This is a genomic window from Sphingopyxis sp. H050 (assembly GCF_001468265.1).
GTDB lineage: Bacteria > Pseudomonadota > Alphaproteobacteria > Sphingomonadales > Sphingomonadaceae > Sphingopyxis.
This window is the reverse complement of record NZ_LNRZ01000002.1, coordinates 594,413-609,730: the sequence shown is the minus strand read 5'-3', so window position 1 is coordinate 609,730 and position 15,318 is coordinate 594,413. Positions and strand designations below refer to the sequence as shown.

At 65.7% G+C, this 15,318-nt stretch carries 11 protein-coding genes; 9 read left to right on the top strand and 2 right to left on the bottom strand.

Annotated elements, in window-relative coordinates; all coding sequences use genetic code 11:
• Nucleotides 1-2: 2 nt before the first annotated feature.
• Complete coding sequence (locus ATE67_RS05995) at nt 3-1,943, bottom strand: peptidylprolyl isomerase (protein ID WP_058815743.1); 1,941 nt, start codon at nt 1,941-1,943, stop codon at nt 3-5.
• 164 nt (nt 1,944-2,107) lie between these two features.
• Here ATE67_RS05995 and tpiA point away from each other — a divergent pair, with 164 nt between their 5' ends.
• From tpiA to ATE67_RS05950, 9 genes are all read left to right on the top strand, one after another.
• On the top strand, nt 2,108-2,857 hold the full coding sequence (gene tpiA / locus ATE67_RS05990) for a triose-phosphate isomerase (RefSeq protein ID WP_058815742.1): 750 nt from the start codon (nt 2,108-2,110) through the stop codon (nt 2,855-2,857).
• A 163-nt stretch (nt 2,858-3,020) separates the two neighbouring features.
• Nucleotides 3,021-3,470, top strand: coding sequence for a preprotein translocase subunit SecG (secG, locus tag ATE67_RS05985; RefSeq protein ID WP_082660217.1), 450 nt, complete (start codon nt 3,021-3,023; stop codon nt 3,468-3,470).
• 111 nt (nt 3,471-3,581) lie between these two features.
• On the top strand, nt 3,582-5,213 hold the full coding sequence (locus ATE67_RS05980) for a CTP synthase (RefSeq protein WP_058815740.1): 1,632 nt from the start codon (nt 3,582-3,584) through the stop codon (nt 5,211-5,213).
• Between the two features lie 28 nt (nt 5,214-5,241).
• A complete protein-coding gene (locus tag ATE67_RS05975) occupies nt 5,242-5,928 on the top strand; it encodes a Crp/Fnr family transcriptional regulator (protein WP_058815738.1) in 687 nt (228 codons plus the stop codon).
• 383 nt (nt 5,929-6,311) lie between these two features.
• Nucleotides 6,312-7,562: a lipoprotein-releasing ABC transporter permease subunit gene (locus ATE67_RS05970; RefSeq protein ID WP_058815736.1), complete on the top strand. Its 1,251-nt coding sequence runs from the start codon at nt 6,312-6,314 to the stop codon at nt 7,560-7,562.
• A complete protein-coding gene (locus ATE67_RS05965; protein WP_058815734.1) occupies nt 7,555-8,232 on the top strand; it encodes an ABC transporter ATP-binding protein in 678 nt (225 codons plus the stop codon). Before ATE67_RS05970 ends, ATE67_RS05965 begins: the two co-directional genes overlap by 8 nt.
• Nucleotides 8,233-8,258: 26 nt before the next feature.
• On the top strand, nt 8,259-8,735 hold the full coding sequence (locus ATE67_RS05960; RefSeq protein ID WP_058815732.1) for a glutathione peroxidase: 477 nt from the start codon (nt 8,259-8,261) through the stop codon (nt 8,733-8,735).
• 263 nt (nt 8,736-8,998) lie between these two features.
• Nucleotides 8,999-12,490, top strand: a complete 3,492-nt coding sequence (gene dnaE, locus ATE67_RS05955; protein WP_058815730.1) for a DNA polymerase III subunit alpha — start codon at nt 8,999-9,001, stop codon at nt 12,488-12,490.
• Nucleotides 12,491-12,606: 116 nt separating this feature from the next.
• Nucleotides 12,607-14,211, top strand: coding sequence for a long-chain fatty acid--CoA ligase (locus tag ATE67_RS05950; protein ID WP_058815728.1), 1,605 nt, complete (start codon nt 12,607-12,609; stop codon nt 14,209-14,211).
• Here ATE67_RS05950 and ATE67_RS05945 read toward each other — a convergent pair.
• Nucleotides 14,208-15,269, bottom strand: coding sequence for a PA0069 family radical SAM protein (locus tag ATE67_RS05945; RefSeq protein WP_058815725.1), 1,062 nt, complete (start codon nt 15,267-15,269; stop codon nt 14,208-14,210). The genes ATE67_RS05950 and ATE67_RS05945 overlap by 4 nt on opposite strands.
• Nucleotides 15,270-15,318 lie beyond the last annotated feature (49 nt).

The window sequence follows — 15,318 nt, the reverse complement described above, 5'->3', positions numbered from 1 at the left end:
CCTTATTCGTTGACCGGCGCGTTGCCGGTCAGTTCCTTGCGGAGCTGCTCGACCAGACCCTTGTTGATCGTGACGCCGACCCGGCGCTTGGCTTCGGCGATCAGCTGGCCGACCAGCTCACTGCCCATGGCCCCGGCAAGCGGACGCGCCACCGAGGCGACGATCTGATCGTTGACGGACTTGGGGTCGGGACGATTGACCTGTGCGAGCGAGATCACCATCCAACCGCGGTTGCCCGGGATTTCGAGCGTCTTGACGCTGTTCGCGGCCATCGAGAACAGCAGGGCGAGTTCGGGCGGGACGCGCTGGCCGCTGCGCGCAAGGTCACCGCGGCGACCGCCGATCGTCTGGACGGTGCCGATGTTCGGGCCGGCTGCCGCGATGGCCTCGGCGAAGCTCTTGCCGCCCTCGACCGCCTTGACGATGGCGCGCGCCTTGGCGCGGGCGACCTTCTGTCCCTCGGCGAAGCGCCACTCGGCAAGCAGGTCGCCGCGGATCTGAGCGAAGGGCGGCGGGGCAGCTTCGATCACCGACTTGACCGAGACGATCGCGAACTTCTCGTTCTCGACCAGCGTGGCGATGGCGGCTTCGCCCTCGGCGCCGCCCTGGAACGCCTGCGCGATCATCGGCGCGAGCTCGGGGGCGAGCGCGAAGGCCGGCTGGCCGGGCGCGCGGCCGCTGGGCAGCAGGGCGGGCGTTTCCTCGACCTTGAGCTTGCGGTCGGCGGCGATTTCTTCGATCGAGGCGCCGCCGTTCACGGCGTCCTGCACCTTGTTGTAATAGTCGACGATCGCCTCGTTGGCCTTGTTCTTGCCCAATTCGGCGCGAAGTTCGGGGGTCGCCTGGGCGAGCGTGCGGGCCGGCTTGGCGGTCACGCTCTCGACGCGGGCGACGATCCAGCCGAGGCCGGCCTGCGTCGGGCCGACGAGGTCGCCGCGCTTGGCGGCGAAGGCCGCCTTGGCCACCGCGTCGCTGCTTGTCGCGGCATAGGCCGACTGCGTCAGTTCGCCGGTCGTCGAAGCCGACAGGCCGGCGCTCTGGGCGGCGGCGGCGAGCGGCGTGCCGCCGCGGACCTTGGCGGCGATGCTGTTTGCGGTGGCCTGATCGGGGGCGATCACCTGTGCGATACGGCGCGTTTCGGCCGCCGTATATTGCGCGGCATTGGCCTTGTAGGCGGCGGCGACTTCGGCGTCGGTCACCGCCGGGATGGGCACGGCAGCGCGGTCGAACAGCGCATATTGGAGCACCCGGCGCTCGGGCACGGTGAACTTTGCGGCGTTTTGCGCCAGGAAGGTCTTGAGCACGGCGTCGCCGGGATCGCCTGCCGGTGCGAAGGTGCTGGACGGAATATAGACCGCCTGGCCGCGGCGCTGCTCGAGCGGAAGCACCGCGTAGGGACGCGCGAGGCCGGGACTGACGTTCGGCAGGTTGCCGATCGGCGCGGCAAGCTGTTGGGTGAGCAACAAGGTTTCGACTTCGCGGCGCAACTGTGCCTCGCTGACGCCGTTGTCGGCAAGATAGGCCTCGTAGCGTTTCTGGTCGAAGGTGCCCGAAACGCCCGCGAATGCATCCGCGATCTGGCCGTCGATCAGCCGCTTGCTGACCCCGAAGCCGATGTCGCGGGCATATTGGCGCACCGCCGCATCGTTGACGAGCTGGTCGAGCAACTGATCGAGCGCACCCGATTCGACGAACGCCTGACGCGTCAGGCCCGGCTGCTGCTGACGCGCCTGATCATAAGCCTGCTGCACCTTCTGGCGGAGTTCGCCGACGCCGATCTCGGTATCGCCGACCTTCGCGACATTCGCGCCGCCGAGGCCGCCGAAGGAGGCGTTGCCCGTCACATCGCCGAGCGCGAAGAGGACGCCGATCAACCCGACAAAGGCGAGCGCGATGAATTTTCCGACGGTCGACGAGAAAAGGCGGCGAAGGGCAGTGATCATGAAACTGGCATTCTTTCGGCGGGCGCGGGCGCGCGGTTTGGCGCTGCTTTAGGCGGGCGGCCACGAAGCATCAAGGCGGGAAAGCGAGCCGGGCGCACGGCTTGCCTTTGCATCCCCCGCGCCGCTAGGGGATGGCGAGACCTGGATATGCAAGGGGACGGGCGATGGCGCGGCGCAAATATATTGTCGGCAACTGGAAGATGAACGGGCTGTTGGCCGCGCTGGGCGAGGCCGCCGCGATCTTTGCCGCGGCGAAGGATCATGCCGGCGTCGATGTCGCGCTGTGTCCGCCCTTCACGCTGATCAGGCCGATGATCGCCGCGGTTCCCGGTGCGGCGGTCGGCGGGCAGGATTGCCATGCCGCGGCATCGGGCGCCTTCACCGGATCGGTAGCAGCGCCGATGCTGGCAGATATCGGCGCGACGCTGACCATCGTCGGACATAGCGAGCGGCGTGAAGGCTTCGGCGAAAGCGACGCCGACGTGCAGGCCAAGGCCGAGGCGGCGCTCGGCGCAGGTCTGGACGTGATCCTGTGCGTCGGCGAGCCGCGCGAAGTGCGCGAATCGGGCGAGGCGGTCGACTATGTGCTGGCGCAGATCGCCGGATCGCTGCCCGCCGATTTCGACGCCGCGCGCCTGGCGATTGCCTATGAGCCGATCTGGGCGATCGGAACGGGGCTGGTGCCGACCGTGGGCGATGTCGCCGCGATGCATGGGGCGATCCGTGCGAAGCTTGCCGAGCAGGCGGGCGAGGGCGCGGCGCGGACGATGCGCATTCTCTATGGCGGCTCGGTCAATGGCGACAATGCCGCGGAATTGCTGGGCGCCGGTGACGTGGACGGGGCGCTGGTCGGCGGCGCGAGCTTGACGGCGGTGAAGTTCGTGCCGATCATCGCGGCGGGCGCTGCGCTTTAGGTGTCGCCCCCGCGAAGGCGGGGGCCGCTATCAAGCTGGTGCAACATTTCTTGCGGCCCCCGTCTTCGCGGGGGCGACGGTATGCAGGGTTGAAGCCAAGGCGCTTCATCTCTATGTGCGCCGCGGGCGTGGTCCGCATGGGGCCGCGCAAGTCCGGGAAAATATGATGTCCAGCCTTTTCACCTTCCTGCTCGTCGTCCAGGCGCTCGTTGCCGCGGCGATGATCGGCGTCATCCTGATGCAGAAGTCGGAAGGTGGCGGCCTTGGTGTCGGCGGCAGCCCTGCGGGCCTGCTTTCGGCGCGCGGCGCGGCGGATTTCCTGACCCGGGCGACGACGATCCTGGCCTGCCTGTTCGTCGGCCTGTCGATCCTGCTTGCGGCGATGGCTTCGGTCGGTCGCAGCGGATCGACGATCGACACCTCGCTGTCGAAGACCGCGCAGACTGCTCCGGCCTCGTCGTCGCTCACCGGCCCGGCGCAGACCGCACCCGCGCAGGGCGCAGCCCCGGCGCAGGCGCCGGCGAGCGATGATCCGCTGGCGGCCGCAGCGGCCGCTGCCGCTGCGCAGGATGCGGCTCCGGCCCCGACGGCTCCGGCTCCGGCCAAGAAGTAAACGGGGGCTTCGGCCCTCGACCCCCGAACCCCGCGCCTTCGGAATTTTTTCCCGAGGGCGCGATTCGACGGCTTGCGCCGTCCCCCTCCTGTTGAGTAAGTCTTTCCTCCCATGGCGCGGTTCATTTTTATCACCGGCGGCGTGGTCTCCTCGCTTGGCAAAGGTTTGATGGCGGCTAGCCTCGCGGCCTTGTTGCAGGCGCGTGGCTATCGTGTCCGTATCCGGAAATTCGATCCTTACCTCAACGTCGATCCCGGCACGATGTCGCCGTATCAGCATGGCGAGGTTTATGTGACCGACGACGGGGCCGAGACCGACCTCGACCTCGGCCATTACGAGCGCTTTACCGGCGTTGCGGCGCGGCAGAGCGACAATGTCACCTCGGGCCGCATCTATCAGCAGATCATCACCAAGGAACGCCGCGGCGACTATCTGGGCGCGACGGTGCAGGTCGTCCCGCACGTCACCGACGCGATCAAGGCGTTCGCGCGCGCCGAACTCGACGACCTCGATTTCGTGCTGTGCGAGATCGGCGGCACCGTCGGAGACATCGAATCGCTGCCTTTCATCGAGGCGATCCGCCAGCTCCGCAACGAGGAAGGCCGCGACCGCACCCTGTCGGTCCACGTCACGCTGGTGCCGTACATCGCCGCCGCGGGTGAGCTGAAAACCAAGCCGACGCAGCACAGCGTGCGCGAACTCGCGTCGCTGGGCGTCCAGCCCGACATCCTGCTTTGCCGCTGCGAAAAGCCGCTGCCCGAGAGCGAGCGCGCGAAGATCGCGCAATTCTGCAACGTGCGGAAGGAAGCGGTCATCCCGGCGCTCGACGCCGACAGCATCTATTCGGTGCCGGTGCAATATCATGGCGAGGGGCTCGACAGCGAGGTTCTGCGCGCGTTCGGTATCCATGATGCGCCCGATCCCGACCTGACGGCCTGGTACGACATCATGGACCGCAAGCAGCATCCCGAGGGCGAGGTGACGATCGGCGTCGTCGGCAAATATGTCTCGCTGCCCGACGCGTACAAGTCGCTCAACGAGGCGCTGGTGCACGGCGGCATGGCGCACCGGGTGAAGGTCAATATCCGCTGGCTCGACGCCGAAATGTTCGAGAGGAAGGAAGATCTGGCCGCGAACCTCGAACCGCTGCACGGTATTCTCGTGCCCGGCGGCTTCGGCGAGCGGGGCTCGGAAGGCAAGATCGCAAGCGTCCAGTTCGCGCGCGAGCGCAATGTGCCCTTCTTCGGCATCTGCCTCGGCATGCAGATGGCGTGCATCGAGGCGGCGCGGAACACGAGCGGCATTGCGGGCGCGTCGAGCACCGAATTCGGACCGACCGACGAGCCGATCGTCGGCCTGATCACCGAATGGATGAGCGCCGAGGGCCTGCAGAAACGCGGCGCCGACACCGATATGGGCGGCACGATGCGGCTTGGCGCTTATGAGGCGAAATTGTCGCCCAACAGCCATGTCGCGAGCGTCTATGGCGCGAACGACATCAGCGAGCGCCATCGCCATCGGTACGAGGTCAACGGCGCCTATCGTGACAGGCTGGAGAAGGGCGGACTGGTCTTTTCGGGCATGTCGCCCGACGGAATGTTGCCCGAAATCATTGAAAGACCCGATCATCCGTGGTTCATTGGGGTGCAGTTCCATCCTGAACTGAAATCGAAACCCTTCGATCCGCATCCGCTGTTCGCCGGGTTCATCGAGGCGGCGGTCAAACAAAGCCGGCTGGTCTAGCCGCGCGACAAGGGGGCAATCGGGGCTTATGGATCACGCGAAACTCGCCGCGCTTCAGGGTCCCGACAGCATCTTTTCCGGCCTGACCGTCGAGGATTGGGCCGAAATCGCCAGACGCGCGGTGCAAATCAATTTCGTCAAGGGCAAGGAATTGCTCGTCCAGGGCGATCCCGGCGACATGATGCTGATCCTGACCGAAGGCACCGCGCGCGTGTCGATGCTGACCGCCGGCGGGCGCGAGATCGTGCTGGCCTATGCCGAACCCGGCGCGGTGCTGGGGGAGATCGCGCTGCTTGACGGGGGCGAGCGGACGGCGTCGGTTACCGCGACAAGCGCAGGGTCGGCGCTTCAGCTCGGCCGCAATGCGCTCAAGGACTTCTCTGCAAGCCATCCCGAGTTCGCCTGGTCGCTGATGCAGCAGCTTGCACGCCGACTGCGCACCGCCGACCAGACGATCGAAAGCGACCGCGCCTATGCTTCGGGCCCGCGGCTCGCGCGCTACCTCAAGCGGTTGATCCGCAAGGACAGCCTCGAGAAGACGCATCGCGTCGAACTCAGCCAGACCGAACTCGGAAACTTTGCGGGGATGAGCCGCGAGCATATCAACCGTCAGCTGAGAAGCTGGGAGGAATCGGGCGTGATCTCGCTGGAGCAGGGCCGCGTGCGCGTGCTCGACGCCGACATGCTCGAGGATATCAGCGAATCTGAAGGTTGAATTGGACCCCCGCCTGCGCGGGGGCGGCGCTACGCGCCGGAATCACAACGCCCGGGCCTCGCTTTGCGAAACCCGGGCGCCTGTGACGAACACTCGCCATCCCCCTTGTGCACAGACCGGCGAAGGATCTGCACTCCCTGGAGCCGGGCCATTTGGCCGCGTTGAACCAGAAGTCATGGGGTTAGGTCGAAGGGGGGGCTTTGTCACCCTCTGGCGAACATGGCGCGGCCCTTTTGCCGCCGCCTGTGACGAATCGGCAACAGATTGTGCGAATCACTCTCAACTGCCGACCGATTGGCGCGGGCATTGCCAGCTTCGTGAGCGCCCCCTAAAGCGGACGCCATGACCGCACCGCGCATCGCGCCGAAAAGGCCGCCGACCCGATGATCTTGCGCCCTTACGAACGCACCATCTTCAAACGTTACCTGCTTCCCCAGCGCGGCGAGGGTTTCATCTTTGTTGCCGCGGCGTTCAGCTTCACCGCGGTGATGCTGGGGGTGGCGGCGCTGGTCGTCGTGATGAGCGTGATGAACGGCGTGCGCTCCGACCTGTTCGACAAGATCGTGGGGCTCAACGGCCATGCGGTCGTGCAGGGCTTCGGCGGGCGGCTCGACGACTGGCAGAAGGTGCTGAAGGAGGCGCGGGCGACGCCCGGTGTGACGTCGGCGACCCCGCTGATCGAGCAGCCGCTGCTGACGACCTTCTCGGGCCGCGTCGAGGGGATTTTGCTGCGCGGAATGACCGTGCAGGACATCCGCAAGAATGAGGTGTTGGGCGGCAAGGTGCTGCAGGGCAGCTTGAACACGTTGACGCCCGGTTCGGGCAATGTGGCGATCGGCAGCGAGCTGGCGAAAAATCTGGGTGCGACGGTCGGCTCGACGATCACGATCATCAACCCGCAGGGCCGCTCGACCCCCTTCGGCACGGTGCCGCGCGAGATCGCGTACCGCGTGTCGGCGATTTTCGAGGTCGGGGTCTATGATTTCGACAAGCTCTATGTCGTGATGCCGATGGAGGATGCGCAGCTGCTGCTGTTGCTGGGCGATCAGGTCGGGATGATCGAACTCAAGACCACCGATCCCGACAAGGTCGGCGAAATCTTGCAGCCGCTGGCAGAGAAGGTCGCTGCGCAGGCGGTTATTTCCGACTGGCGGTCGATGAACAGCAGCCTGTTCGAGGCGCTGTCGGTCGAGCGCGTCGCGATGTTCGTGATCCTGTCGCTGATCATCCTCGTCGCGGCGTTCAACATCATCTCGTCGCTGATCATGCTGGTGCGCGCGAAGACGCGCGACATGGCGATCCTGCGCACGATGGGGGCGCCGCGCGACGCGGTGATGCGCATCTTCATCGCGATCGGGCTGTCGATCGGCGTCGCGGGTACGCTCGCGGGTCTGGCGATCGGGTTCAGCCTGCTGTTCTTCCGGCAGGGCGTGCTGCGCGGGATCGAGTTCATCACCGGCCAGCCGCTGTGGGATCCCTCGATCCGTTTCCTGACCGAGCTGCCGTCGAAGCCCGACCCGTTCGAGATCCTGGGGATATCGGCTATGACGATCGTCTTCAGCTTCCTTGCGACGCTATACCCCGCGTACAAGGCGGCGAATACCGATCCGGTGCAGGTGCTGCGTTATGAGTGATCTCGCGCTGGAACTGACCGACCTGAAGCGCAGCTTCACGCAGGGCGATGTCACGATCGACGTGCTGCGCGGGGTCAATGCGACGCTGCGCAAGGGTGAGATCGTTGCGCTGCTCGGGCCGTCGGGGTCGGGCAAGTCGACGATGCTGCAAGCCGTCGGCCTGCTCGAAGGCGGTTTCGAGGGGCTTATACGCATCGACGGCGAGGATGTGACGCGGATCGATCAGGGCGACCGGACGCAGACGCGGCGCGAGAAGATCGGCTTCGTCTATCAGTTCCACCATCTGTTGCCCGACTTTACCGCGATCGAGAATGTCGTGCTGCCGCAGCTGATCCGCGGCGCAGGGCAGGCCGAGGCCGAGGAGCGCGCCGCCGACCTGCTCGGGCGTCTGGGGCTCGGCGAGCGACTGCATCACAAGCCGAGCAAGCTGTCGGGCGGCGAACAGCAGCGCGTCGCCGTGGCACGCGCGCTGGCGAACCGGCCGCTCCTGGTGCTTGCCGACGAGCCGACGGGCAATCTCGACGAGGCGACCGCCGACCGCGTGTTCGACCAGTTCGTGAAGCTGGTGCGGGACCATGGCTCGGCGGCGCTGGTCGCGACGCACAATGAGCGGCTGGCCGCGAAGATGGACCGGGTGCTGCGCTTGCACGAAGGACATATCGAAGCCTAGGCTGCGATTTTTTGGGGAGATGGCGAATGGAGCTGTACGATCTGACCGCGAAGCTGCCGGGCGGGGCGACGCAATCCTTGGCCGACTATCGCGGCAAGGTGCTGCTGATCGTCAACACCGCGTCGAAATGCGGTTTTACCCCGCAATATGAGGGGCTGGAGGAGCTGTACCGCGACTACAAGGATCGCGGGTTCGAAATCCTCGCCTTTCCGTGCAACCAGTTCGGCGCGCAGGAGCCGGGGGATGCCGAGGAAATCAAGAATTTCTGCTCGCTGACCTATGACGTGTCCTTCCCGCTGATGGCGAAGATCGACGTCAACGGCGACGATGCCGATCCGATCTTCAAATATCTGAAGAAGGAAAAGACCGGGTTGCTCGGCAGCGGGATCAAGTGGAATTTTACCAAGTTCCTGGTTGGCCGCGACGGGAAAGTCGTGTCGCGCCATGCGCCGACGACGAAGCCGGAACAGCTGAGGAAAGAGATCGAGGAATTGCTGGGGTAGGGGCAGTCGGTGGCTGGGATACGGCGCAATTTAAGATTAGTCTTGAGGCAGATCGTGATCACATGCGTCACGCTGCTGCTGACCCTCGTGGTCAAAGATCGGTTCGGCTGGCCGGGCGTCGGCGCTCTTCTGGCAGTCGGTTTCGCGGTCGGGTTTTTCTGGCCAATCGCTCGACGGCGATGAGAGGAACGGGGCGCGATTAAATGACGGCAGCGGTTTGCATGGGCCTTCCCCGAATCGTCACATATGCCTAGCGTCGCTCGATGGCCTACAGCCCCTTCGTTCCCCTGCGCGTCTTTTCCAGTTACACCATGCTGGAGGGGGCGATCGAGCCCAAGGCGATCGCGAAAGCCGCGCGCGACCGGGGTTTTCCGGCGATTGCGGTGGCCGACCGCAACGGGCTGTATGGCGTCATGGCCTTTGGCGAGGCGTGCAAGGCGGCGGGGGTGCAGCCGATCGTCGGCGCCTTCCTGAGCGTTGCGCGGCCGGGGCAACGGCTCGCCAACGGCGCGCCGATGATCGACTGGCTGGCGCTCTATGCGCAGGACGATGCGGGCTATAACAATCTGTGCGCGCTCGTGTCTGCGGCCCACCTGGGCCGGCCGGTCGAGCAGGATCCGCATGTCACGCTGGCGAACCTCGCGGGCAAGACCGACGGGCTGATCTGCCTGACCGGTGGCGGCGAAGGCGCGCTGGCGCGGTTGCTCGCGGGCGAGCAGCGGACCGCGGCCGAGGATTATGTCGAGCAGCTGGAAGCGCTGTTCGGTGGGCGGCTCTATATCGAGCTGTCGCGGCGCAACGATGCGACCGAGATCGCGGCCGAGAATGCGCTGATCGATCTCGCCTATGCGCGGGCGCTGCCGATCGTCGCGACCAATCCGGCGAATTTCGTCGAACCGCAATTCCACGCCGCACACGATGCGATGCTGTGCATCGCGCAATCGGCCTATGTCGAAAGCGAAGACCGGCGCGTATCGAGCCCCGAGGCATGGCTGAAGCCCGCCGAGGCGATGGAGGATGCGTTCAGCGACCTGCCCGAGGCTATTCACAATACGCTGACCGTCGCGCAGCGCTGTGCGTTCATGGCGCCGAAGCGCGCGCCGATCCTGCCCAGCCTTGCGGGCGACCGCGAGGGCGAGGCGGCGCAGCTCAAGCGCGACGCGCATGAGGGATTGGCGGCGCGGCTGGCGCTCTATTCCGATCTGTCCGATGAAGACCGGCAAGCCTATGTCGAGCGCCTCGACTTCGAGGTCGACGTCATTACCCAGATGGGCTTTCCGGGCTATTTCCTGATCGTTGCCGATTTCATCAAATGGGCGAAGTCGCACGATATTCCGGTGGGCCCGGGGCGCGGGTCGGGCGCTGGCAGCGTCGTCGCCTGGGCGCTGACGATCACCGACCTCGACCCGTTGAAGCTGGGCCTGCTGTTCGAACGCTTCCTCAATCCCGAGCGCGTGTCGATGCCCGACTTCGACATCGATTTCTGCGAAACGCGGCGCGGCGAAGTGATCCGCTATGTGCAGGAAAAGTACGGCCGCGATACCGTGGCACAAATCATCACCTTCGGTAAGCTGAAGGCGCGCGCGGTGCTGAAGGACACCGGGCGCGTGCTCCAGATGAGCTATGGCCAGGTCGACCGGCTCGCGAAGCTGGTGCCGAACCATCCGACGGATCCTTGGACGCTCGAACGCGCGTTGAATGGCGTCAGCGAGCTGATGACGGAATATAAGCAGGACGATGGCGTGCGCCGCCTGTTCGACATGGCGCGGCAGTTGGAAGGGTTGCCGCGGCACAGCTCGACGCACGCGGCGGGCGTCGTGATCGGCGACCGGCCGCTCGACCAGCTCGTCCCGCTCTATCGCGACCCCCGGTCGGACATGCCGGTGACGCAGTTCGACATGAAATATGTCGAGACCGCGGGGCTGGTGAAGTTCGACTTCCTCGGGCTGAAAACGCTGTCGGTGCTGAAGGAGGCGAAGCGGCTGCTCGCGCTCCGCGGGGTCGACGTCGATCTCGACACGCTCGCGTGGGACGACACGGCGGTGTACGAGCTGCTCCAGCGCGGCGACACCGTCGGGGTGTTCCAGCTGGAATCCGAAGGAATGCGGCGCACGCTGTCGGCGGTGAAGCCGACCAATTTCGGCGACATCATCGCGCTCGTCGCGCTCTATCGCCCCGGGCCGATGGACAATATTCCGCTGTTCGGCGCACGCAAGAACGGCCGCGAGCCGATCGCTTATCCGCACCCGCTGCTCGAAGGCATCCTCGCCGAGACTTATGGCATCTTCGTCTATCAGGAACAGGTGATGCAGGCGGCGCAGATCCTCGCCGGCTACAGCCTGGGCGGCGCCGACCTGCTGCGCCGCGCGATGGGCAAGAAGGTGCAGGCGGAGATGGACGCGCAGCGCGACACCTTCGTCAAGGGCTGCGGCGAGCATAACGGCATCGACGCGAAGGCGGCGAACGAACTGTTCGACTTGATCGATAAATTCGCAGGCTATGGCTTCAACAAGAGCCACGCCGCGGCCTATGCGCTGTTGTCGTATCAGACCGCATGGCTGAAGGCGCATTATCCGCACGAATTCTTCGCGGCGTCGATGTCGTTCGACAGCCACCAGACCGACAAATTGTCGATCTTCATCGACGATATGCGGCGGCTGGGGATCGATGTCTCGGCGCCGTCGATCAACGAGAGCGAGGCCGATTTCTCGGTCGGGCGCGGCGATGAAGGGCTGACGGTGCGCTATGCGCTCGGCGCGCTGAAGGGCGTCGGCGAGAAGGCGATGGAAGCGCTGGTCGCCGAGCGCCATGCGAAAGGCGATTTTGCGAGCCTCGACGATTTCGCGGCGCGGATCGACCCGAAGCAGCTCAACCGGCGCCAGATCGAGGCGCTGGCGGCGGGCGGGGCGTTCGACTGTATCGAGCCCGACCGGCCGCGCGCCTATGCCGGGGCCGAGGCGTTGCTCGCCTGCGCAAACAGTTCGGCGCACGAGCGGTCGACGGGGCAGGGCGGGCTGTTCGGCGGCGACATCGCGATCATGCCGGTGTTGCAACTGCCCGCGGCCGAGCCGTGGACGCAGGCCGAGCGGATGACTCGCGAGAAAGAGGCGTTCGGCTTCTATTTCTCTGCGCATCCGGTCGAGCAATATGAGGCGATCGTCGCGGCGCGCGGGGCGCGTTCGTACGGCGACATCTGCGATAATGTCGACATGACGCCTGGCACGCGTATTCCGATGGTCATGGCGGCGATGGTCGAAAGTGCGCGGCCGCGCGTGTCGCAGCGCGGCAATCGGTTTCTCAACCTGACGCTGTCCGACCGGAGCGGGCAATTCCAGTCGAGTTGCTTCGATGAGCAGGCGGGCAAGATACTCGAGGCGCTGGCCGAGGATGGCGGCTGCGCAATGCTGTCGGTCGAGCTCGACCTGCTGGAAGGCGAGGAGACGCCGCGCGTGACGGTGCGCGGGGCGCAAGCGCTCGCCGATATTGCGGCGACCGCGGCGCTGCAGCTCGAGTGCCGGATCGAGGCGGTGGAGGCGATCGCCGAACTGGCAAGGCTCGCTGAGCGGCGCGACGATGCGCGCGGCGCGATCATCGTCACGACGCCCGACCCCGATACCGGGCGCGACATTCGCATCAACCTCGGCCGCCGCTTCGCGCTCAATCCCGACCTTGTCGCGCGGCTCGAACTGGTCGCGGGGGTGATCGAGCCGAAGCTGTCGCTCGCGGCCCCCAAGGATTTCAGGGTGCGGGGGTAAGCATTCCGGATCCACCCCATGGCCTCGCCACAGGGAGGGTCCGGTGCCGCTAAAGGCTTGCGCCCACCGCATTCCTCGCCTTATCCAAGGGCAAACACCACAAAGAGGATGCCGAAATGTCTATGCAGGGCCAGCCGCTACTCGTCACGAGCCTGATCGACCATGCCGCGCGCGAGCATGGCGGGCGCGAGATTGTTTCGCGCTGGGCTGACGGCAGCATCACGCGCTCGACATGGGGCGAGGTCGGCACCGACGCGCGCCGCTTCGCCGCGGCGATGGCGAAGCTGGGCATCAGGAAGGGCGACCGCATCGCGACCTTGGCGATGAACCACGGCCACCATCTCGTCAGCTGGTATGGCACCGCCGGGATGGGCGGAGTGCTTCATACCGTTAACCCGCGGCTGTTCGACGAGCAGCTGATCTATATCATCAATCACGCCGAGGACCGCGTCCTGCTGTTCGACGCGATGTTCCTGCCGATCGTCGAGCGGCTGCGCGACCAGCTTCCGACCGTCGAGCATTTTATCCTGTTCGATGCGCCGGCGCAGGGCGGCTATAAGTCGTACCGCGATCTGGTCGACGCCGAGGACGGCAGTTTTCAGTGGGTCGAACTCGACGAACGCGATCCGGTAGGCCTTTGCTATACCAGCGGCACGACGGGCAATCCGAAGGGCGTGCTGTACGAGCATCGCTCGAACGTCATCCACGCGATCACCGAAATTCAGCCTGACGTGTTCGACATGTCGAACCGCAGCGTCATCCTGCCGATCGTGCCCATGTTCCACGCCAACAGCTGGGGCATTCCCTTCGCCGCGGCGACCGTCGGGGCGAAGCTGGTCTTCTCGGCGACCAACGATGCGAAGATACTGTGCGACCTGATGCGCGACGAGGGCGTGACGCACAGCGCGGGGGTGCCGACGGTCTGGCTGGCGATGTTCGCGCATATGGATGCGACGGGGATCGATTATGGCAAGCTCTACCGCGTGATCATCGGCGGGTCGGCGGCGCCGCGCGCGATGATCGAGCGTTTCATGAAAGCCGGCGTCGATGTCGGCCATGCGTGGGGGATGACCGAAACCTCGCCGATCGGGACGATGGGCAAGCGTCCCTGGAACTGGGACGAGCTGAGCTTCGACGAGCGTGTCGACATCGTCTGCCGCCAGGGCTGTCCGCCGTTCGGGGTCGAACTGCGCATCGTCGACGACGAGGACAAGGAACTGCCCCGCGACGGCGTGACGAGCGGGCGGCTGCAAATTCGCGGGCCCTGGATCATCCAGCGCTATTTCAAGGCCGACGCCGATGCGGCGGACAGCGACGGCTGGTTCGACACCGGCGATGTGTCGGTCATCCATCCCGACGGCGTCATGCAGATCACCGACCGCGCGAAGGATGTGATCAAGTCGGGCGGCGAATGGATCAGCTCGATCGAACTGGAAAATGCCGCGGTCGGCGCGCCGGGGGTGCAGGAGGCCGCCGCGGTCGGCGTCTATCACCCCAAATGGGACGAACGGCCGATCCTGCTGATCGTGAAGAAGCCGGGCGCCGAAGTGAGCGATGCCGACATCGTCGATTATCTGAAGGACAAGGTCGCCAAATGGTGGCTGCCCGACGAGGTCGTCTTCGTCGACGAACTGCCGCACACCGCGACGGGCAAGATATTGAAGCGGCAGATCCGCGACGATTACAAGGATTACAAGCTTCGCTCGCTGACGGCGGCCTAAAACATCTCCATCTGCCCGTCGCGCTCGGGCGGACGAAACAGGTCGCTGCGGAGCGGCGGGAAGCTCCTGTCCATGCCATGTTCGCGCGCGGCGCGCTTGACGCGCTGGCGGATCAGCTGCGGCCAGATGCCTTGCCCCTTCATGCGCGTGAAGAAATTGGGATCATTGTCCTTTCCGCCGCGGATGTCCTGTACGATGTGCATGACCTTGTCGGCACGGTCGGGATAATGCGCCGCGAGCCAGGCGCGGAAAAGCGGCGCGACCTCGAACGGCAGGCGCATCAATATGTAGGAGGCGCGGATCGCGCCGGCCTCGGCCGCGGCGGCCATGATCGCCTCGATCTCGTGGTCGGTGATCGCGGGGATGACCGGTGAGATATTGACCTGGGTCGGCACACCCGCGTCGATCAGCTTGCGGATCGCAGCGAGGCGGCGGCGGGGGTGCGGCGCGCGGGGTTCGAGCGTGCGCGCGATCCTTGCGTCGAGCGTCGTGACCGAAATCGCGACGCCGACCAGATTGTCGCGTGCCATCGCGGCGAGCAGGTCGATGTCGCGGAGAAGGCGATCGGACTTGGTCGTGATCAGCAGCGGATGCTTCGTTTCGGCCAGAACCTCGACGATCGATCGCGTAATTCCCCATTCCCGCTCGATCGGCTGGTAGCCGTCGGTGTTGGTTCCGATCGCGAGCGGCGCGACCTTGTAATTGCGTTTCGCCAATTCTTGCCGAAGCAGCTTCGCCGCGTCGGGCTTGGCGAACAGCTTGCTTTCGAAATCGAGCCCCGGCGACAGGTCGTGGAAAGCGTGCGTCGGGCGCGCGAAGCAATAGATGCAGCCATGCTCGCAGCCGCGATAGGGGTTGATCGAGCGGTCGAAGCCGATGTCAGGCGAGGTGTTGCGCGCGATGATCGTCTTCGGGTGCTCGATAGTGACGGTCGTGCGCAGGGGAGGCGGGGTGCCGTCGATATCTTCGGCCGCGTCGAGCCAGTCGCCATCGGCCTCGCGATCGAGCGATCCGGTGCGGGTCGGGCGCAAATTGGTCGGCGCGCCGCGGCCTGACATTGGGGGTAGAGGCTTCGTTCGTTCCACTCTCGGATCGTAGCGCGATCAT

Coding starts and splice junctions, on each gene's coding strand:
- ATE67_RS05995 (WP_058815743.1), bottom strand. CDS start 1,943: ATGATCACTGCCCTTCGCCGCCTTTTCTCGTCGACCGTCGGAAAATTC.
- tpiA (WP_058815742.1), top strand. CDS start 2,108: ATGGCGCGGCGCAAATATATTGTCGGCAACTGGAAGATGAACGGGCTG.
- secG (WP_082660217.1), top strand. CDS start 3,021: ATGATGTCCAGCCTTTTCACCTTCCTGCTCGTCGTCCAGGCGCTCGTT.
- ATE67_RS05980 (WP_058815740.1), top strand. CDS start 3,582: ATGGCGCGGTTCATTTTTATCACCGGCGGCGTGGTCTCCTCGCTTGGC.
- ATE67_RS05975 (WP_058815738.1), top strand. CDS start 5,242: ATGGATCACGCGAAACTCGCCGCGCTTCAGGGTCCCGACAGCATCTTT.
- ATE67_RS05970 (WP_058815736.1), top strand. CDS start 6,312: ATGATCTTGCGCCCTTACGAACGCACCATCTTCAAACGTTACCTGCTT.
- ATE67_RS05965 (WP_058815734.1), top strand. CDS start 7,555: ATGAGTGATCTCGCGCTGGAACTGACCGACCTGAAGCGCAGCTTCACG.
- ATE67_RS05960 (WP_058815732.1), top strand. CDS start 8,259: ATGGAGCTGTACGATCTGACCGCGAAGCTGCCGGGCGGGGCGACGCAA.
- dnaE (WP_058815730.1), top strand. CDS start 8,999: ATGGCCTACAGCCCCTTCGTTCCCCTGCGCGTCTTTTCCAGTTACACC.
- ATE67_RS05950 (WP_058815728.1), top strand. CDS start 12,607: ATGTCTATGCAGGGCCAGCCGCTACTCGTCACGAGCCTGATCGACCAT.
- ATE67_RS05945 (WP_058815725.1), bottom strand. CDS start 15,269: ATGTCAGGCCGCGGCGCGCCGACCAATTTGCGCCCGACCCGCACCGGA.